The 18,592-nt window shown below is 71.7% G+C and carries 18 protein-coding genes; 13 read left to right on the forward strand and 5 right to left on the reverse strand.

What is annotated here, in order from left to right; translation table 11 throughout:
- The first annotated feature begins 429 nt into the window (after positions 1 to 429).
- Complete coding sequence (locus ACZ4WV_RS06860; RefSeq protein WP_465743541.1) at positions 430 to 1,779, forward strand: dicarboxylate/amino acid:cation symporter; 1,350 nt, start codon at positions 430 to 432, stop codon at positions 1,777 to 1,779.
- A gap of 306 nt (positions 1,780 to 2,085) precedes the next feature.
- Here the strand turns inward: ACZ4WV_RS06860 and ACZ4WV_RS06865 are convergent, their stop codons facing one another.
- A complete protein-coding gene (locus tag ACZ4WV_RS06865; protein ID WP_188301247.1) occupies positions 2,086 to 2,289 on the reverse strand; it encodes a cold-shock protein in 204 nt (67 codons plus the stop codon).
- A gap of 376 nt (positions 2,290 to 2,665) precedes the next feature.
- Here ACZ4WV_RS06865 and ACZ4WV_RS06870 point away from each other — a divergent pair, with 376 nt between their 5' ends.
- The 7 genes from ACZ4WV_RS06870 (at position 2,666) to ACZ4WV_RS06900 (ending at position 10,746) form a co-directional block, all read left to right on the forward strand.
- The gene (locus ACZ4WV_RS06870) at positions 2,666 to 3,568 is read left to right on the forward strand and encodes a menaquinone biosynthetic enzyme MqnA/MqnD family protein (RefSeq protein ID WP_465743543.1); all 903 of its coding nucleotides are present in this window, start codon (positions 2,666 to 2,668) and stop codon (positions 3,566 to 3,568) included.
- A gap of 344 nt (positions 3,569 to 3,912) precedes the next feature.
- Entirely contained in the window at positions 3,913 to 5,622 is a 1,710-nt protein-coding gene (locus tag ACZ4WV_RS06875; RefSeq protein ID WP_465743544.1) for a serine/threonine-protein kinase, read from the forward strand.
- 73 nt (positions 5,623 to 5,695) lie between these two features.
- Positions 5,696 to 6,916: a cyclic dehypoxanthinyl futalosine synthase gene (gene mqnC, locus ACZ4WV_RS06880; protein WP_465743546.1), complete on the forward strand. Its 1,221-nt coding sequence runs from the start codon at positions 5,696 to 5,698 to the stop codon at positions 6,914 to 6,916.
- 10 nt (positions 6,917 to 6,926) lie between these two features.
- On the forward strand, positions 6,927 to 7,715 hold the full coding sequence (locus tag ACZ4WV_RS06885; protein WP_465743548.1) for an amidohydrolase family protein: 789 nt from the start codon (positions 6,927 to 6,929) through the stop codon (positions 7,713 to 7,715).
- 251 nt (positions 7,716 to 7,966) lie between these two features.
- Positions 7,967 to 8,554, forward strand: coding sequence for a hypothetical protein (locus ACZ4WV_RS06890; protein WP_465743550.1), 588 nt, complete (start codon positions 7,967 to 7,969; stop codon positions 8,552 to 8,554).
- Positions 8,555 to 8,621: 67 nt separating this feature from the next.
- On the forward strand, positions 8,622 to 9,317 hold the full coding sequence (locus tag ACZ4WV_RS06895) for a demethylmenaquinone methyltransferase (protein ID WP_465743552.1): 696 nt from the start codon (positions 8,622 to 8,624) through the stop codon (positions 9,315 to 9,317).
- A gap of 118 nt (positions 9,318 to 9,435) precedes the next feature.
- A complete protein-coding gene (locus ACZ4WV_RS06900) occupies positions 9,436 to 10,746 on the forward strand; it encodes a geranylgeranyl reductase family protein (RefSeq protein ID WP_465743554.1) in 1,311 nt (436 codons plus the stop codon).
- A 96-nt stretch (positions 10,747 to 10,842) separates the two neighbouring features.
- On the opposite strand, the gene ACZ4WV_RS06905 is transcribed toward ACZ4WV_RS06900, so the two are convergent.
- The 3 genes from ACZ4WV_RS06905 to ACZ4WV_RS06915 form a co-directional block, all read right to left on the reverse strand.
- Positions 10,843 to 11,262 carry a MazG-like family protein gene (locus ACZ4WV_RS06905; RefSeq protein ID WP_465743556.1) on the reverse strand — a complete coding sequence of 140 codons (420 nt, stop codon included), beginning with the start codon at positions 11,260 to 11,262 and terminating at the stop codon, positions 10,843 to 10,845.
- A 67-nt stretch (positions 11,263 to 11,329) separates the two neighbouring features.
- On the reverse strand, positions 11,330 to 12,040 hold the full coding sequence (locus ACZ4WV_RS06910; protein WP_465743558.1) for a peptidylprolyl isomerase: 711 nt from the start codon (positions 12,038 to 12,040) through the stop codon (positions 11,330 to 11,332).
- An 84-nt stretch (positions 12,041 to 12,124) separates the two neighbouring features.
- Complete coding sequence (locus tag ACZ4WV_RS06915; RefSeq protein WP_465743560.1) at positions 12,125 to 12,856, reverse strand: TetR/AcrR family transcriptional regulator; 732 nt, start codon at positions 12,854 to 12,856, stop codon at positions 12,125 to 12,127.
- A gap of 94 nt (positions 12,857 to 12,950) precedes the next feature.
- Between ACZ4WV_RS06915 and ACZ4WV_RS06920 the strand changes: the two genes are divergently transcribed.
- Both ACZ4WV_RS06920 and ACZ4WV_RS06925 read left to right on the forward strand, forming a co-directional pair.
- Positions 12,951 to 13,616, forward strand: coding sequence for a CatB-related O-acetyltransferase (locus tag ACZ4WV_RS06920; RefSeq protein WP_465743562.1), 666 nt, complete (start codon positions 12,951 to 12,953; stop codon positions 13,614 to 13,616).
- A gap of 265 nt (positions 13,617 to 13,881) precedes the next feature.
- Complete coding sequence (locus tag ACZ4WV_RS06925) at positions 13,882 to 14,877, forward strand: DMT family transporter (RefSeq protein ID WP_465743564.1); 996 nt, start codon at positions 13,882 to 13,884, stop codon at positions 14,875 to 14,877.
- A gap of 13 nt (positions 14,878 to 14,890) precedes the next feature.
- On the opposite strand, the gene ACZ4WV_RS06930 is transcribed toward ACZ4WV_RS06925, so the two are convergent.
- On the reverse strand, positions 14,891 to 15,475 hold the full coding sequence (locus ACZ4WV_RS06930) for a hypothetical protein (protein ID WP_465743566.1): 585 nt from the start codon (positions 15,473 to 15,475) through the stop codon (positions 14,891 to 14,893).
- 194 nt (positions 15,476 to 15,669) lie between these two features.
- Between ACZ4WV_RS06930 and ACZ4WV_RS06935 the strand changes: the two genes are divergently transcribed.
- From ACZ4WV_RS06935 to ACZ4WV_RS06945, 3 genes are all read left to right on the forward strand, one after another.
- Positions 15,670 to 16,890, forward strand: a complete 1,221-nt coding sequence (locus ACZ4WV_RS06935; RefSeq protein ID WP_465743568.1) for a sensor histidine kinase — start codon at positions 15,670 to 15,672, stop codon at positions 16,888 to 16,890.
- The gene (locus ACZ4WV_RS06940; RefSeq protein WP_465743570.1) at positions 16,887 to 17,594 is read left to right on the forward strand and encodes a response regulator transcription factor; all 708 of its coding nucleotides are present in this window, start codon (positions 16,887 to 16,889) and stop codon (positions 17,592 to 17,594) included. The genes ACZ4WV_RS06935 and ACZ4WV_RS06940 overlap by 4 nt, the downstream gene beginning before the upstream one ends.
- 563 nt (positions 17,595 to 18,157) lie before the next feature.
- Entirely contained in the window at positions 18,158 to 18,517 is a 360-nt protein-coding gene (locus tag ACZ4WV_RS06945) for an NADH-quinone oxidoreductase subunit A (protein WP_030060100.1), read from the forward strand.
- Positions 18,518 to 18,592: the final 75 nt, after the last annotated feature.

The following is an 18,592-nucleotide window of genomic DNA, read 5'->3' on the forward strand; positions in this document are numbered from 1 at the left end:
GTTATACGTATAACCACCGTCGGTCAATCCGCCCGGGAGGACTGACCTGATGGGGCGTCAGCGTCGTTCGTATCCGGAGCGCGCCCCCGCCGGATGGCCGGTTGTCGCTCGACCTCAAACAACTACTTTGAACATCTCAAACCTTTACTGCTAACGTATCGGCCGTGACCACCTCAGACGCACTGCGGACGCACGGCCCGGGGCCCCTGCCCGGCGCCGCCCGCCCGTGCGCTCTGACCGGTGCTGTGGACAGCCCGCGTCGTTGTCGCGCCACGCGCTGTGCTGCCTCGAGCTGTGCTACCTCGCTCTGTATCGAGGCGGCACGCCCCTGAACGGGGTCCGTGACCTCTCCCGTCCGGCTCCCTGCCGTGCCGCCTGCTCCGCCCACACCCCACCGTCAGCAACGCCCTCCCCCGGAGTCGCACCCCCATGTCCACAGCGCCCGAGGCGACCTCGTCGCCGTCCGTGCTCACCCGCATCCGCAAGACGCCGTTCTGGGTGCAGATCGTCGCCGGTCTCGTGCTCGGCGTCGGCCTCGGCTACCTGGCCCGCGCCGCCGACATCTCCTGGCTGGCCACCACCCTGGAGACCATCGGCAAGATCTTCGTCCAGCTGCTGAAGCTGGCCGTGCCGCCGCTGGTGTTCACCGCGATCGTGGTGAGCGTCGCCAACCTGCGGGGCGTCACCAACGCCGCCCGCCTGGCCACCCGCACCCTGCTCTGGTTCATGATCACCTCGCTGATCGCGGTCGCCATCGGCCTGGGCCTGGGCCTGCTGACCAACCCCGGCCAGGGCACCAACCTGAAGACCGAGGGCCTCAAGGCGCTCGACTCCAAGGGCACCTGGGTCGACTTCCTGACCGGGATCTTCCCGACCAACATCGTCGACGCCTTCGTCAAGGTGAACGTGCTGCAGATCGTCTTCATGGCGGTCGTGGTCGGCGCCGCGATCATCAAGCTCGGCGCCAAGGCGGAGCCCGTCCTCAAGCTCAGCGAGTCCGTGCTGGAGCTGACCCAGACCGCCCTGTGGTGGGTCATCCGGCTCTCCCCGCTCGGCACCCTCGGCCTGATCGGCAAGTCCGTCGCCACGTACGGCTGGGACCTGCTCAAGCCCTTCGCCACGCTCACCCTGGACATCTACGTCGGCTGCGCGCTGGTGCTGTTCGTCGTCTACTCGCTGCTGCTGCGCTTCGCCGCCGGCCTCAACCCGCTGCACTTCTTCAAGGGCGCCTGGCCCGCGATCCAGCTGGCCTTCGTCTCGCGCTCCTCGGTCGGCACCCTGCCCGTCACCCGCCGCGTCACCGAGCGCCTCGGCGTCCCCGGCGAGTACGCCTCCTTCGCCGTCCCGTTCGGCGCCACCACCAAGATGGACGGCTGCGCCGCGATCTATCCGGCCGTCGCCGCGATCTTCGTCGCCCAGGTCTACAACATCGACCTCGGCATCAAGGACTACATCCTGATCGCCTTCGTCTCCGTGGTCGGCTCGGCCGCCACCGCGGGCCTCACCGGCGCGATCGTCATGCTGACGCTGACCCTGTCCACCCTGGGCCTGCCCCTGGAGGGCGTCGGCCTGCTGCTCGCCATCGACCCGATCCTGGACATGATGCGCACCGCGACCAACGTCGCCGGCCAGGCGCTGGTGCCGGTGGTGGTCGCGGCGCGGGAGAAGATCCTGGACGTCGCCGCGTACAACAACCCGTCCGGTGACCTGTACGAGGAGGACGCGCCGGAGGCCGTCGCCCCGGGGCGGACGGGCGTGAAGACCCCGGCCGCAGTCTGACCTGGGCCTGTGGAAGGGGCCTGCACAAGAGGCTTCTGATCGAGGGTCATGGACGAGGGCCTGCCCCGCACCGTGCTGGTGCGGGGCAGGCCCTCGTCGGCGTGCGCGTCCCTGCTGAGGCGTACGCTCCCCTGCTTCGGCGGGCGCTCCCGTTCGCGCCGGGTGGCGGCCGGCCGGGGAAAAGGCAGGGGGCCCGCCGCGATGGGCAGGCCCCCTTGGGTGCTGCTCTTGTGCTCATGGTGACGGCTGTCGGGAGCCGTCGGTGGACCCGTGCGGGTCCCGAGCGATCAGAACATCTGAGGATGGTCAGACAGCGGTGACGTTCTCCGCCTGCGGGCCCTTCGGGCCCTGGGTGACGTCGAAGGTGACCGTCTGGTTCTCCTCCAGCGAACGGAAGCCGTTCGCATTGATGGCGGAGTAGTGGACGAAGACGTCGGGGCCGCCGCCATCCTGGGCGATGAATCCGAAGCCCTTCTCAGCGTTGAACCACTTGACGGTTCCCTGAGCCATGCCGTTCTCCTTGCGATGCGTGTCGGGGGCCACACCGTGTGACACCCGGTCCGCTGCGCTGATCGCCCTGCCTCCGGACGAGTCCGAAGTTTTTCGATATTGCTGAAAAACTACAAAAAGCCTGCGGTTACATGCTCCGCAGGCTTCAAGTACTGCAAGGGGAATCAAACTGCAACTGAGGGCAACGCTAGCATGCGGTCGCTGTGACGACCAGGGGTCGCTTGCGGTGCGGGCGGCGCGTGTCGCGAGGGCCGGGAGCCGGGCGTGCGAAGGCCTGTTGAGGGCGCACGCGGGCGTGTCGGGTGGCCGGTGCCGGGCGTCATGACCAGCAGGCATACCCTGCGGGGAGGCGTACGAACAGCAAGGGAGCGGCGCAGTGGCAGCGGACGCGCAAACGCGGGAGCCTTCGGAAAACACGCCGGTCAGGCCGCGGGTCGGCCATATCCAGTTCCTGAACTGCGTTCCCCTCTACTGGGGCCTCGCCAGGACCGGCAACCTGCTCGATCTCGACCTCACCAAGGACACCCCGGAGAAGCTGAGCGACCAGCTGGTCGACGGCTCCCTGGACATCGGGCCGATCACCTGCGTGGAGTACCTGCGCAACGCCGACGACCTGCTGGTCCTGCCGGACATCGCGGTCGGCAGCGACGGCCCGGTGATGTCCTGCCTGATCGTGAGCAAGGTCCCGCTCGCCGACCTCGACGGCCGCCGGGTCGCCCTCGGCTCCACCAGCCGCACCTCGGTCCGGCTGGCCCGGCTGCTCCTGGAGGAGCGCGAGGGCGTGCGCCCGGACTACTTCAGCTGCCCACCGGACCTCGGGGCGATGCTGGCCGAGGCCGACGCCGCCGTCCTGATCGGCGACCCGGCGCTGCGCGCCTACCTCGGGCAGGCCGCCGACCTCGGGCTCACCGTCCACGACCTGGGCGCGATGTGGAAGGAGTGGACCGGTCTGCCGTTCGTCTTCGCGGTCTGGGCCGTGCGCCGCGAGTTCGCCGCGCGCCGCCCCGAGCTGACCGCGGCCGTCCACCGGGCCTTCCTGGAGTCCCGCGACCTCTCGCTGGTGGAGGCCGCCAAGGTCGCCGAGCAGGCCGCCCGCTGGGAGGCCTTCGGGCCGGACGTGCTGGAACGGTACTTCAGCGAGGCGCTGGACTTCTCGCTGGGCGAGCGGCAGCTGGCCGGCGTCGCCGAGTTCGCCCGGCGGGTCGCGTACGACAGCGGCTTCGAGCCGGACGTGGCGGTGCGGCTGCTGGAGCCGGTCGCGCTGTCGGTCGGTCAGTAGCCCGGGCAGCGGCAGCTTCCGGCGGCGGGCTCTCGGCGGTGGTTCTCGGCGGTGGCTCTCGTGAGCGGTACGGCGGTGGTGTTCGGCGGTGGCTCTCGTGAGCGGTACGGCGGTGGTGTTCGGCGGTGGCTCTCGTGAGCGGTACGGCGGTGGTGTTCGGCGGTTCCTCACGGAGGTAGCTGTCGCGGGTGGCTCCCGCAGTGCCCGGTGGTCGGTCCGGACCGGTACGGTCTGCTCCCGAGGCGTGTCCGGCGGCCGGGCCGTGCGGCTACGCCGGAGGCGGCGCACACGGCCGGGCCCCGCCCGGGGGCCGCGCGTGCGAGGGCGAGGGGAGCGTGCGGGGCATGCGGGCACTGGGGTCGGACGACCCGCGTCAGGTGGGCGCGTACCGGCTGCTGCGGCGGCTCGGGTCGGGCGGGATGGGCCAGGTCTACCTCGGCCGGACGGCCGGCGGTCGCACCGTCGCCGTCAAGGTGGTGCGCCCGGAGCTGGCGGACGACGCCGAGTTCCGCGCCCGGTTCCGGCAGGAGGTGGCCGCCGCCCGGCGGGTCGGCGGCAGCTGGACGGCGCCCGTCCTGGACGCCGACACCGAGGGCGAGCGGCCCTGGGTCGCCACCGGCTACGTGGCCGGTCCCGCGCTCACCGCGGCCGTCCAGCAGTACGGGCCGCTGCCCGACCCGGCCGTCCGCGGCCTCGGGGTCGGGCTCGCCGAAGCGCTCGCTCACGTGCACGGGCTCGGCCTGGTGCACCGCGACGTCAAACCGTCGAACGTGCTGCTGACCCTCGACGGGCCGCGGCTGATCGACTTCGGGATCGCCCGCGCGCTGGACGCGACCAGCGGTTTCACTCGATCGGGTTATGTGGTGGGCTCTCCGGGCTTCATGTCGCCGGAGCAGGCGAGCGGGCGGCCGGTCGGTCCGGCCGGAGACGTCTTCTCGCTCGGCGCCGTGCTGGCCTTCGCCGCCACCGGCGTGCACCCCTTCGGCGAGGGCGTCAGCGCGGCCGTCCTGTTGTACCGGGTGCTGCACGAGGAACCGGACGTGGTCGGGCCGGCCGAGCCACTGCGGACGATCATCCTCGACTGCCTGGCCAAGGACCCGGCCGCCCGGCCCACGCCCGGGCAGTTGGCGGCCCGGCTCGACCCGGACGGCGCGGGCGCCGCCCGGCTGTGGGGCTTCCTGCCGCCGGCGCTGGCGGCCGGGGTGGGGCGCGGCGCGGTGGAACTGCTGGACCTGGAGGACGAGCCGGGCCAGGCCGCGGAGGGCGAGGAGAACAGGGACAGCGGGCGTGCCGCGGGGGTGTCGGAGGACGGGGCCGAGGTGGTGCCGACTCCGACCATGCCGCCGCGCTACCACCCGCCCGGCGGGTTCGGCCACCCGACGCCCGCCAAGCCGTGGTGGCGGCGACCGGCCCGGCTCACCACGGTGGCCGTGCTGGTGGCCGCGGTGCTCGCGGGCGTGGGGTACGGGCTCCACGAGCGGTCGCAGCACCCCGATGATCCGGTGACGCCCGCCGTGGGGCCGTTGCCCGCCCCATCGATCGATCCGAGCGACGCGATCGCCTCGCCCGGGGCCTTCGTGTCGGGCGCCACGGCCGGCCCGCCGTCGTCCGGGTCGGCAGCGCCGTCGACGGACCCGGCCGCCTCCGGTTCGGCGTCGACGGCCGCGACCGGCGGGCCCAACGCCGTGCCCGCCGCCTTCCTGGGCACCTGGACGGGGGACATGGTCACCGACAAGGGCCTGCCCGGCGGCACCACCACCCTCACCGTCCGCCCGGCCGCGATCGGCCAGGAGGCCACCACCAGCCACAACGCCGTCACCGGCCTGATCTCGATCAGCTGCGAGGGCGCCTGGACGCTCAGGTCGGTCGCCGACACCAAGCTGGTGTTCCAGTCCCGGCTGGTGCGCTCCTCGATCCCCGGCACCTGCACCGGAGGCGCCGAGACGGAGACCCTCACCCTGCAGGCCGACGGGACGATCAGGTTCAGCTCCGCCGACCCGGCCGCCGGGAACCCCGTCGGGACGATGCACAAGGTGAACGGGACGGCGGGCTGAGGGTGTCCGAAAGGCCTGGCGTAGGCTGGTTCGGCCGTACACCCGTAGCACTTGAGAGAGAGAAGGCCGCCAGGTGACCGAGCTCGCAGCGACCACCCTCGATGCGTCCAGCACCGACCTGCAGGCCGTGCTCGACCGGGCCGCCGCCGGCGGCCGGATCACTCCGGAGGAGGCGCTGGAGCTCTACCGCTCGGCGCCGCTGCACGCGCTCGGCTCCGCCGCCGACGCCGTACGCCGCCGACGCTACGCCGGTACCGAGCACATCGCGACGTACATCATCGAGCGCAATATCAACTACACCAACGTCTGCGTGACGGCGTGCAAGTTCTGCGCCTTCTACGTGCCGCCCAAGAGCGACAAGGGCTGGTCCCGCGAGCTCGACGAGGTCCTGCGCCGCTGCGCCGAGACCGTCGAACTCGGCGGCACCCAGATCATGTTCCAGGGCGGCCACCACCCGGACTACGGCGTGGAGTACTACGAGCGCGCGTTCTCGGCGATCAAGGCCGAGTTCCCGCAGCTGGTCATCCACTCGCTGGGCGCCTCCGAGGTCGAGCACATGTCCCGGATCTCGGGCGTCTCCGTCGAGGAGGCGATCACCCGGATCCACAAGGCCGGCCTGGACTCCTTCGCCGGCGCCGGTGCGGAACTGCTGCCGGAGCGGCCCCGCAAGGCGATCGCCCCGCTGAAGGAATCCGGCGAGCGCTGGCTGGAGATCATGGAGATCGCGCACGGCCTCGGCGTGGAGTCCACCTCCACCATGCTGATGGGCACCGGCGAGACCAACGCCGAACGGATCGAGCACCTGCGGATGATCCGCGACGTGCAGGACCGTACCGGCGGCTTCCGGGCGTTCATCCCGTACACCTACCAGCCGCAGAACAACCACCTCAAGGGCTCGACCCAGGCCACCGTCTTCGAGTACCTGCGGATGATCGCGATCGCCCGCCTGTTCCTCGACAACATCGCCCACATCCAGGGCTCCTGGCTCACCACCGGCAAGGAGGCGGGCCAGCTGTCGCTGCACTACGGCGCGGACGACCTCGGCTCGGTCATGCTGGAGGAGAACGTCGTCTCGGCGGCCGGCGCCAAGCACCGCTCCAACCTCACTGAGCTGATCCACCTGATCCGGGCCGCCGACCGCGTCCCGGCGCAGCGCTCGACCACGTACCAGCACCTGCGGGTGCTGGACGACCCGGCGAACGACCCGGTCGACCCGCGCGTCGCCTCGCACATCGCCTCCACGGCGATCGAGGGCGGCACCGCGCACCCCGAGCTGAAGATCCTGGACAACTGAGTCCGGACCGGTGCTGACCCTCCACCGGGCGGCCCTGGTGCTGCCCGACCCGGCCGATCCCACCGCCCCGTCCTTCGCCGACGGGGCGGTGGTGGTGCGCGGAGAGCGCGTCGAGGCGGTCGGGCCGTACGCCGGGCTGGCGGCGGCGCACCCGACGGCGCGGGTACGGGACTGGGGGCGCGCGGTGCTCACGCCCGGGCTGCGCAACCCGTACGGGCAGCGGGCGTTGGAGCGTGACTACCACCCGGACCCGCGGGAGGGGATCGGCGTCGAACCGCTCATGGACGACCTGGTGGGCTGCAGCGATGAGACCCGCTGCGGGGCGAGCGCCCGGCGGGGGCTGCAGCGGATGCTCGGCCACGGGGTGACGGCGGTGGCCGGGCCCTTCGTGCGGGCGTCGGTGCGGACGGCGGTCGCGCGTTCGGGGGTGGTGGTGCTGCCGGGGGCTGCGGAGTTGTCGGGGTGGGTGGCGGAGCCGTCGGGGGCTGCGGGGGACAGGGTGGCCCGGGCGGCTCCGCTGGATCCGCTGACGGTGCTGCCGCTGGCGCGGGCCTTGCACGGGCGGGTGACGGCCGGCGGCCGGGCGGACTTCGCGGTCTTCTCGGTCTTCTCGGTCTCCGAGATGTTCGGGGCCTTCTCGGTCTCCGAGGCGTTCGGGGCCGAGGCCGGTCAGCAAGCCTCCGCCGGTCAGGAGGCCTCCGCCGGTCCGGCGGTTGACGCCGAGCGGAACTCCGGGCCGCCGGCAGGCGGCTGTCTGGCGACCGTCCTGGGCGGGCGGTTGGTGTACCGCCGGCGCTGACGGGGGCGGGAGCGGACGATGTGACGTACTCGTCAGTAGGCGGATCGCCTTTGCGAGCAGGGGACTTGCTTCGTGTGCACGTGAACTCCGTTAATCACCCCGGGGGGTGATCGCCCCTTCGCCGTGACCTGAGGGCCCGCCAGCGGATACGATCCCGGACAGCTCACTCCGTACCCTCACCACACCACCGCCCGTGCCCGCGGGCGGCGGGGCCGTGCCACAGGCCCCGGAGGCAAGCCAGGACAGGAACCATGCGAACCGCGACCGTTCCCCCGCCGCGCACCCCGCGGTTGGGCCGTGGTTGGTACCTCGCCGCCGTGCTCAGCGCAGTGCTGGCCGTCGGCATGTGCCTGCTCGGTTGGCGTCAGGCCGACCAGGCCGACCGGATCGGGGCCCACCCGGTCCGAGTCGAGGGCGTCGTCACCCAGCTGCCCACCGGCGGCGGCACGTACAGCGCCGTCACCTACAAGGTGAGCGGCCAGCCGCACACCGCGGCCGCGCTGCCACTGGCCGACGGCGCCCGGATCGGCGACACGGTCTGCCTGGAGCACGCGGCCGACGACCCCGGGGCCGTACGGATCTGCGGTGACACCTACCCCCAGCCGGTCGGGGTCGGGCTGGCCTGGTTCAGCGTGCCGGTGGCCGTGGTGCTCTTCGCGGTCTGCATGCTGCGCATCCGCCGGCATCGGCGGGCCGTCGCGATCCGCGCCGGGCAGCGCCGGCTCGCCGCGAACCTCGCGCTCGCCGCCGAGGCGCTGGCCGACGGGATGCCCGCGATCACCCACGGCAAGCGCTCCCGCCGCCGACGGCGCGCGGGCGGGCGACGCGGGGCGCACTGACGCCGTCGGACGGCGGCCGGTGAGCCCCGTTGACCGGCGTGTCCGTTCCAGGGTGAAGAATGGGTTCGTGACCCGAGCCTCTCTGGACAAGCAGCCGCACGAAGTCGCCGCCATGTTCGACGACGTCGCGGCCAAGTACGACCTCACCAACGACGTGCTCTCCCTCGGCCAGGCCCGCGCCTGGCGCCGGGCGGTGGCCGAGGCGGTGGCCGCCGGACCGGGGGACCTCGTGCTCGACCTCGGGGCCGGCACCGGCACCTCCTCGCTGCCCTTCGCCGACGCCGGGGCCACGGTCGTCCCCTGCGACTTCTCCGTCGGCATGCTCACCGAGGGCAAGCGCCGCCACCCCGAGCTGCCGCTCACCGCCGGCGACGCCACCCGGCTGCCGTTCGCCGACGACACCTTCGACTCGGTGACGATCTCCTTCGCGCTGCGCAACGTCCAGGACACCGAGGCGGCGCTGCGCGAGATGCACCGGGTCACCAAGCCCGGCGGCAAGCTGGTGATCTGCGAGTTCTCCACGCCGACCTGGACGCCGTTCCGCACCGTCTACACCGAGTACCTGATGCGCGCGCTGCCGCCGGTGGCCACCGCCGTCAGCAGCAACCCGGACGCGTACGTCTACCTCGCCGAATCCATCCGGGTCTGGCCCGACCAGCCCTCGCTGGCCGCCAAGCTGCAGGCGAGCGGCTGGTCGAAGGTCGCGTGGCGCAACCTCACGGGCGGAATCGTGGCGCTGCACCGGGGCTACAAGACCACGTAGCCGGTGCGGCCGTAGCCGGTGCCGCAGGGCGCGGGGGTCCTGGGCGGCGTGAGCGGAACTAGACTGCCGGAGAACAAAAGCCGCCGTCCCCCCGCCGCAGCTCCAGGAGTGTGTCCCCGTGTCCGAGACCGCAGCCGATCTGACGAAGCCGGACAGCACGGTCGAGAACACCGCGGACGTCATCGTGGTGGGCGCCGGACCGGCCGGCTCCACCACCGCGTACTACCTGGCCCAGGCCGGGCTGGACGTGCTGCTGCTGGAGAAGACCGCCTTCCCGCGCGAGAAGGTCTGCGGGGACGGGCTGACCCCCCGCGCCACCAAGCAACTGGTGGACATGGGCATCGACGTCTCCACCGAGAACGGCTGGCTGCACAACAAGGGCCTGCGCATCATCGGCGGCGGCGTCCGGCTGGAGCTGGACTGGCCCGAGCTGGCCTCGTTCCCGGACTACGGCCTGGTCCGCAAGCGAGCCGACTTCGACGAACTGCTGGCCCGTCAGGCCGAGAAGGCCGGCGCCCGGCTCTACGAGCGCTGCAACGTCAGCGGTCCGATCCTCGACGACCGCACCGGCCGGATCGTCGGCGTCACCGCCAAGCTCGGCGAGGAGAAGCGGTCGGTCACCTTCCGCGCCCCGCTGGTGGTCGCCGCCGACGGCAACTCCACCCGGCTCTCGCTGGCCATGGGCCTGCACCGGCGCGAGGACCGCCCGATGGGCGTCGCCTACCGCACCTACTTCAACTCGCCGCGCCACGACGACGACTACCTGGAGTCCTGGCTGGAGCTGTGGGACACCCGCGACGGCCAGCGCAAGCTGCTGCCCGGCTACGGCTGGGTGTTCGGCATGGGCGACGGCACCTCCAACGTCGGCCTCGGCATCCTCAACTCCTCCTCCGCGTTCGGCGAACTCGACTGGCGCGAGGTGCTCAAGGCCTGGTGCGCCAGCATGCCGGAGGAGTGGGGCTACACGCCCGAGAACATGACCGACCCGATCCGCGGCGCCGCCCTGCCGATGGCCTTCAACCGGCAGCCGCACTACACCCGCGGCCTGCTGCTGGTCGGCGACGCGGGCGGCATGGTCAACCCGTTCAACGGCGAGGGCATCGCCTACGCGATGGAATCCGGCCAGATCGCCGCCGGGGTCATCACCCAGGCCCTGGCCCGCGTCACCGTCGGCGGACGCGAGCGCGCCCTCCAGGCCTACCCGCGCATCCTCAAGGACGTGTACGGCGGCTACTACACGCTGGGCCGCGCCTTCGTGAAGCTGATCGGCAACCCGAAGGTCATGCAGCTGGCCGCCCAGCACGGCCTGCCCCGACCGCTGCTGATGCGCTTCACCCTCAAGCTGCTCGCCAACCTCACCGACCCGCAGGGCGGCGACGCGATGGACCGCGTGATCAACGGGCTGACCCGGGTCGCGCCCAACGCCTGACGGCCCGGGGGTGTGGGGCTGCGGGGCTGTGGGCTGCGCGGCTGCGGCGTTCGCCGGGTCCGCCGTCGCACGGTTCGGCTATGACAGCTCTGCGGTTTACCGCTCCGCGGTTTCAGGCTCCGCAGTTGCAGCCTCTGCAGTTTCCGGGTCCGCAGTTTCCGGCTCCGCGGCGTGCTGCTCCGCCGTTTCCGGGAGGGAGCGGGAGGCGGCGGAGCGCTGCTCGACGTAGGCGAGGCGCTCGGCGAACACCCGGGACGCGTCCGGGGTGAGCGTGCGCAGCGCGACCAGGGCGCTGAAGACGACGTCGCAGAGCTCGTGCTGGACGTCCTCCCAGGTGTGGGTGACACCCTTGCGCGGGTTCTGGCCGGTGGCGCCGATCACCGCCGCGCCCACCTCACCGACCTCCTCGGAGAGCTTGAGCAGCCGCAGCAGACGCTCCTCCTGCGGCGACTGGGTGCTCTGCTCGTCCAGCCATGCGACCAGCTGGTCGACGCTCTCCCAGATCCGGCTGTCCATGCGGTGCTGCTCCCCTACGGTGTCGTTGCTGCTGCCACCGTACGGGAGCCGGGCGGCGGTGCCGGTGTCAGCGCTTGCCGATCTTCACCTGCCGGATGTTCACCGGGACGTTCGGGAAGCCGTCGCCCGGGTTGTTCTGGTCGTCCTCGCCGGCGGCGGCGATCTTCTGCAGGACGTCCAGGCCGGCCGTGATCCGGCCGAACGGGGTGTAGGCGGGGGAGAGCTTGGTGTCCTTCCAGACGAAGAAGAACTGGCTGCCGTTGGTGTTCGGACCGGCATTGGCCATGGCCACGGTGCCGGCCGGATAGGTGGCGCCGGTGAGGTTCTCGTCCGGGAAGGAGTAGCCCGGCCCGCCGCTGCCCGTCCCGGTCGGGTCGCCGCACTGCAGCACGTAGATCCGCTGGGTGGTGAGCCGGTGGCAGTGGGTGCGGTTGAAGTAGTCATGCTCGGCGAGGAAGCGGAACGAGAAGGTGGTGCAGGGTGCCTTGTCGGTCAGGGCCTCGAAGGTGATCGCGCCCTGGTTGGTCTTCAGCGTCGCGCGGTACGGCTGAGCCGCCTTCTTGGCGTCGAAGACCGGGATGCCCTTGAAGTTGTCGGCCGGCACGGCCGGTGTGTAGGCGCAGGCCGCGCTCGGCGCGGGGGTGGCATCCGAGGGAGCGGCGACGGCGGTGCCGGTGCTCGCGGCGAGCGGGAGGACGGTGGCGGCGGCGACCAGCGCCCAGTGCTTGCGATTCACGTGACGGGCCTTCCGGGGGGTGGTGGTCGGCTGGATTGTCATGGAGGAATCATCCACGGCGGGGTGGGTCCGCGGTAGGGGGCGGGACGCCTGCGGCTGGTGCGGCGGGGGCCGGGTGATGGGGAGTCAGTCGTTGTCAGTGCCGGTGGTGTCGGTGGTGCCGGTCGTGGCGGTCGTGTCGTAGGGGGTGCTCGGGGCGTCGCGGTTGCCGCGGTCGTCCGGTTCGGCCGGAGGGGGAGTGAACAGTCCCGCGCGGGCGGCGAGGGCGGCGGCGTCGGCGGCCCGCTCGGCGGTGCGGGCGTCCAGTGGTTCGCCGGAGACGAAGAGGCGGTAGTAGAGCGGGGCGGTGGCGGACCGGACCACCTCGGCGCCGTCCGTCCCGGCGGGCAACTCGCCGCGTGCGACGGCTCGTTCGGCCACCTCGGCGGCCTGGCGATGGCGGACGGCGAAGAAGGCGCGCAGTGCGGCGGCGCCGACGTCGGAGCGCTGCGCGGCGGAGATCAGCGCGGTCGGTGTGGGGCCCAGCTCTGGGTCGGTGAAGACGCTGAACACCTCCTGGGTGATCCGGCGCAGGTCCTCCCGGAGGTCGCCGGTGTCGGGCAGTGGCCAGGGCTGGTCGGCGGAGGTGGCCAGGGCCTCCGCGACCAGTCCGTCCACACCGCCCCAGCGTCGGTAGAGGGTCGCCTTGTGGACGCCGGAGCGGCTGGCGACCGCCTCGACGGTGAGGCCGTCGTACCCCTTCTCGGTGACCTCGGCGAGCGTGGCGGTGACCACCTCCGCCCTGACCCGTGCACTTCGGCCACCCGGGCGCGGGGTCGGGGTGCGGGACGGCTGCTCGGGATTGCTGGCTCTGGTCAAAGTCGACTCCAGTCGCGTTAATGCTTGCCATGGGGTGGTGGTCGTGCGATGCTCATCCTAATGCGATTTGAGTCGCATTACGAAAGGAGTCCGAGTGACCGCCACCGCCATCCCCGACCCCGCCCTGCTCCACCCGCTGGCCGGACACGACAGGGTCGTCCTGCTGCGATCGCTCGTCACCGATCCGCGGATCGAGGTCGGCGAGTACACCTACTTCGACGACCCCGAGGGCGCCACCCGCTTCGAGGAGCGCAACGTTCTCTACGCGTACGGCCCCGAGCGGCTGGTGATCGGCAAGTACTGTGCGATCGCCACCGGGACCCGCTTCCTGATGGCCGGCGCCGCTCACCCGGACATCGGTGTCTCCACCTTCCCGTTCACGATGTTCGGCGGCAGCTGGACCGAGCGGACCCTCGACATCGTCACCGGCCTGCCCAGCCGCGGTGACACGCTGATCGGCAACGACGTCTGGTTCGGCTTCGGGGCCACAGTCCTGCCCGGCGTCCGGATTGGCGACGGCGCGATCGTCGCTGCCGGTGCGGTGGTCACCGCCGACGTCGAGCCGTACACGATCGTCGGAGGCAACCCCGCCCGGCCGATCCGGCGCCGTTTCGACGAAGCCGACATCGAGCGCCTGCTCCGCGCCGCCTGGTGGGACTGGCCGGTCGAGCTCGTCACCGAGCACATCCGCGTCATCATGTCCGGAACGCCGGCCGACATCGAGGCGATCGCGACGGCGAACGGCTTGCTTGGCCGCTGAATACGGGCACTGACCGCTGCCCACTGACAGCTGACCACTGACCGCTGTCACTGACCGCGCGGTCAGAGCAGGCCGAGTGGATCGAGTGGACCATCCGGTGTCCGGAACACCATTGATCACCGGCCGTCCGGTGCGCGATGATGGCGCGCCCTCGCTCCACGCTGCACCCCGTCCGCCGCCGGGCTCTTCGCCCGGCACCTGGGTCCGTCCGACGCCGTACGGTACTCGCGCCCGCCGGTTCCGTTCGCTCGGAGGGATCCTCGTCATGCCTGCCTCCCTGTCCAAGGGGCCGACTTCGTCGGTCCTTCGTGATCTTCCCGTGCTGCTCGTGGCGGTGGTGTGGGGGTCGAGCTTCCTCGCCGTCCAGCGGGTGGCCGAGCCGGCTACGGTCGTGGCGATGCTCGTCCTGCGCTTTGGACTGGTGCTGCCGCTGCTCGGGGCGGCCGCCTGGAGGGCTCTGCGGAGGCTGAGCCGAGCGGAGTGGCTCGGTGGCGCTGCACTGGGACTGGTGCTCAGCGGGATCTTCCTGCTGGAGACCTACGGTGCCGTGCACACTTCCGCGACCAACGCCGGGTTGATCATCAGCCTCGCGATGGTGCTCACCCCGCTCGGGGAGAGCGCCCTCAGTCGGACCGCGCCACCGCGGGCCTTCCTGGCCGCCGCCGGACTGGCCGTCCTCGGCGTCGCCCTGCTGACCGGGGACGGCGGGCTGCGTGCTCCCTCGCTCGGAGACCTGCTGGTGCTGGGGGCGGCCCTCGTCCGTTCCGCGTACGTCCTCGCCATGGCCCGCAGCCGGGCACTTCGGAACTCGGACATGCTTGCCGTGATCTGGGTCCAACTAGCCGTGGCTACTGGCGTGTTCGCCGTCGTCGCGCTGTCCGTGGGGCCGGCGCCGTGGATCGTCGCCCGCTCCTACGAGGCCGGCCAGTGGGCCTGGTTGCTCCACCTGTCCTTGTTCTGCACGCTGTTCGCCTTCTTCGTTCAGATGTGGGCTGTCAGGGCCACCTCGCCCTCCCGGGTGAGCCTGCTGCTCGGCACCGAGCCACTGTGGGCCGCCGTCTTCGGTATCGCCGTGGCCGGGAACCGGATGGGCCCGCTCGCCGTGCTCGGCGCAGCCCTGGTACTGGTCGCGACCGAGTGGGGCCGCCGTACCGCTCCGGCGCCTCGCCAGACCGGCGGCGCGGACAGGACGGTCGTCGACGCGGGGGCCGGTACGGCTCCGGGAGCCGGCGAACCGTGGCGGGAGTCGGCTCCGGTGTAACCCGTCGTCGTGGTCACCGGCGCCGCCGTATGGTCCGGCGGGCGTAGTCGACGGTGACCGCGCCGAGCAGCGGGCCCCAGGCGACCAGTGGCGCGTAGGCGGCGGTCATCACCACCGCAGCGAACCCGTGCGGCGAATCGGGCTCCGCCAAGTTGTCGGCCCAGCGCCCGAACAGGCCCTCCATGCCGAGGACGGTGAGTATCACCGAGCCCAGCAGCGCCGGGACGATCGCGGCGAGCGGCCGTACCCGGCGGCCGCCGATCACCGGGATCCATCGGGGCGCCACCCGCCCCCAGGGCCGGACCAGGCCGAGGGTCAGGAAGGCCAACGACTCGGCCAGGGCACTCAGCGCCACGCAGTAGACGGTGCCCCAACCGGGCTGGTGCTCGCCGTACGCCGCGGCCGTCGCGCCGGTGAAGCCAAGCGGGACGCCGAAGCCGAACACGATCCGCCACAGCCCGGATGGGACGGTGGTGAGGACGGCGGCCTTGGCGGCGAGCTGCGCCCAGCGCGGGGCCGGCGGGACGTCCGCGGCCGCCGGGACGGTCGCGTCACTCCGGCGAGAAGCGCTGCGAGCGTTGATCATGAGCTTCGACATGGTGGACTCCCTCCAGACTGGACCGGCCCCTCGGCCGGTGCGGTGGCTCAAGACTGGAGGTTCGCCAGGCAGCTGCGGCAGTGCTGATCGGGCTGTTCGCCCTGTTCAATCCGCTCGTGGAATATGCCGATCGACACAGGCGCAGCCTCCGGACCGCGTCGTAATGTGACGGCAGTCGACGAGAGGTGGTGACGATGACTCAGATGCTCTGGCTGGTTGTCCCGGCCCTGTTGCTTCCGGCCTGGGCGGTCCGACGGCGCCACGGCTTGGCCGCCGTGACGACCGTGCTCGGCGCGGTGTCGGTGGCGGTCTCGGTCACCCTCTGGTTCGCCGGCCGCTGGACGGAGGAGAACCGCTTGTCCGGAGCGGTCGGGCTGGTCGAGGTGGCCGCTCTGCTGCTGGCGGTCCTCCTGACCCTCCGCGGCGAGGAGGGCCCGAGGTGCGCGGCGGCGGCCTGGACCGCGAGTGGAGCGGTCGCCCTCTGGCCGTCCCGCTTCACGGTCGTCGAGGGGCCGTCCGACGCGCTCACGCTCTTCGGCTTCGGGTCGATGCTGTGCCTGCCGGCCGTGCTGATCGGGCTCTACCTCCGAGGCCTGGACGATGGCCGGGCCAGGGCGGTGGCCGAGGCCCGGCGAGCTCAGCGCCTCGAACTGGCGCATGACCTGCACGACTTCGTGGCGCACGACGTCAGCGGCATGGTCGCCCAGGCTCAGGCAGGTGCGTATCTGGCTTCCCTCGACCCGGCACGGGCGGCCGAGATGTTCGAGCGGATAGAGCAGGCCGGGCAGCGGGCCCTGGCCTCGTTGGACCGGACCGTGCAGCTGCTGCGCAGCGACGAGGCGGGTGATCGGAGCCCGCAGCCTGGCTTGGCCGAACTCGCCCAGGTGGCCGAGCAGTTCACCGCTACCGGCGGCGCCGAGGTGCGGGTGGAGCTGCCCGAGGGGCCGGTGCCGCGCGAGGTGGAGAGCACTGTCCACCGGATCGTGGTCGAGTCTCTGACCAACGTCCGGCGGCACGCGCCGACCGCGCGGACGGTCGAGGTCCGGGCCCGCCGCAACGGCGGACGGCTGGAGTTGACCGTGACCAACGACGGCGGGGCACCGGTCCCGGGCGGGCGTCCGCGTCGGAGCGGAGGGAGCGGGCTTTCAGGGTTGGCGGCCCGGGCGGAGGCTCTCGGCGGCTCGCTGGAAGCCGGTCCGTACCGGCGCGAGGGCTGGCGGGTCACGACGATGCTGCCGTTGAACGCGGCTGCCGGCGCGCCGGCTCGATCGCAGAAGCCGATGCCGGTCACCGCAGGCGCAGGCGCAGGCGCAGCCACAGGCACAGGAGCGGGAGCGGGAGCAGGAACACGGGCGGGCGCAGGCGTGGGCCCAGCGGCAGGTGACGGCACAGGGGCAGGGGAGACACAGGAATGAGCAGCAGTACGGGGCCGGTCCGGGTCTTGATCGCGGACGACCAGGCAGACGTGCGTAGCGCATTCCGGATGATCCTGGACGCCCAGCCGGACATCACGGTGGTGGCCGAGGTGGCGGACGGCGATGCGGCGGTGGCCGAGGCCAGGAGGCTGCGGCCGGACGTGGTGCTCGCGGACATCCGGATGCCGAAGCTCGACGGTCTGGAGGTCACCCGGCAGCTGGCCGGCCAGCATAAGGTGGTCGTGGTGACCACCTTCAACCTGGATGAGTACGTGCACGCGGCGCTGCGGTACGGGGCGGCGGGATTCCTGCTGAAGCGCTCGGGGCCGGTGCTGCTGATCGAGGCGGTCCGGGCGGCGATGGCCGGGGACGCGTTGATCAGCCCGCAGGTCACCGTGCGGCTGCTGCGGCACATGGCGCTTCCGGGAGCGGAGCAGAACGTGGTGCCGAAGCAGGGGGCGGGCTCCGGTGCGGGTGCCACGGGCCCGCTGATAGCCGGGCCGGTGGAGGAATTGACCGCGAGGGAGCGGGAGATCGCCGAGCAGGTGGCGGACGGTGCGACCAACGCCGAGATCGGCGCCGGGCTGTTCATCTCACCGGGGACGGTGAAGAACCACCTCGCCAGCATCCAGCGCAAGCTCGGCGCCCGTAACCGGGTGGGCATCGCGGCCTGGGTATGGGAGCAGGCGGCCGGCAACCGGTAAGCGGCAACCAGCAACCCGCGCCGACCCCCGGGAGGCCACGGGCGGCGCCCCCGAGGGACGGGGCGGTGGAGCGGCAGCGCGAAGAGAGGAGGGGCAGGGGGCGGGCCACCCCCGCAGCAGCAACCTCCGCCCTCCCACCCCCTTGTGAACGAAGGGTCAAGCGCACGTTCCGCCCCCCGCCACCCCTGCGGGTGAGCCGCCATAACACGTCAACATGGCGCCCGGAAATTTGCCTTCCGTCGCGCGTAGTTGATATAGGAACGCGCCGCTGACCAGCCACTTCACTGGTGATTGGGACTGCTTGTGACCATTTGACTCCTTTGCGTTGACAACTCTGGGCATGTTCACATTCGCCACCAATCGCAGAGTGTCGTAGATCACAAAGTTCCCGTTGAACTGCGTGTCGCAGATCACAAGCCGACGGGCATAGGATGCGCTCACTCCAGGGTTTGTGAACTGCCTCACATGGGGCGGATCCCGGGAACTGGAGGGCGGGTTCACCGGAGCGTGACCCGTCGGTTCCGATCTGCAGTCAAGCACGACTGGACGGAGGGAGCGGGGCAATGAATGCCTACGCGCCGATCCTCGTACTCGGTGCCATCGCGGCGGCGTTCGCGGTCGGCTCCGTCGTGATGGCCTCACTCACCGGCCCCAAGCGCTACAACCGGGCCAAGCTGGAGGCGTACGAGTGCGGCATCGAGCCGACCCCGCAGCCCGTGGGCGGCGGTCGGTTCCCGATCAAGTACTACCTGACGGCGATGCTCTTCATCGTCTTCGACATCGAGATCGTCTTCCTCTACCCCTGGGCGGTGACCTTCGACGCCCTGGGGATCTTCGGGTTGGTCGAGATGCTCCTGTTCATCGCCACCGTCTTCGTCGCGTACGCCTACGTGTGGCGCCGCGGCGGCCTGGAGTGGGACTGAGCGCGGGGTGGTCGTTCCGTTCCACCCGTCGACCGGCGCGCGACCGCTTGTGAACGAGCGGACAAGCCGGAACCG

The organism is Kitasatospora sp. NPDC029312 (assembly GCF_055569215.1).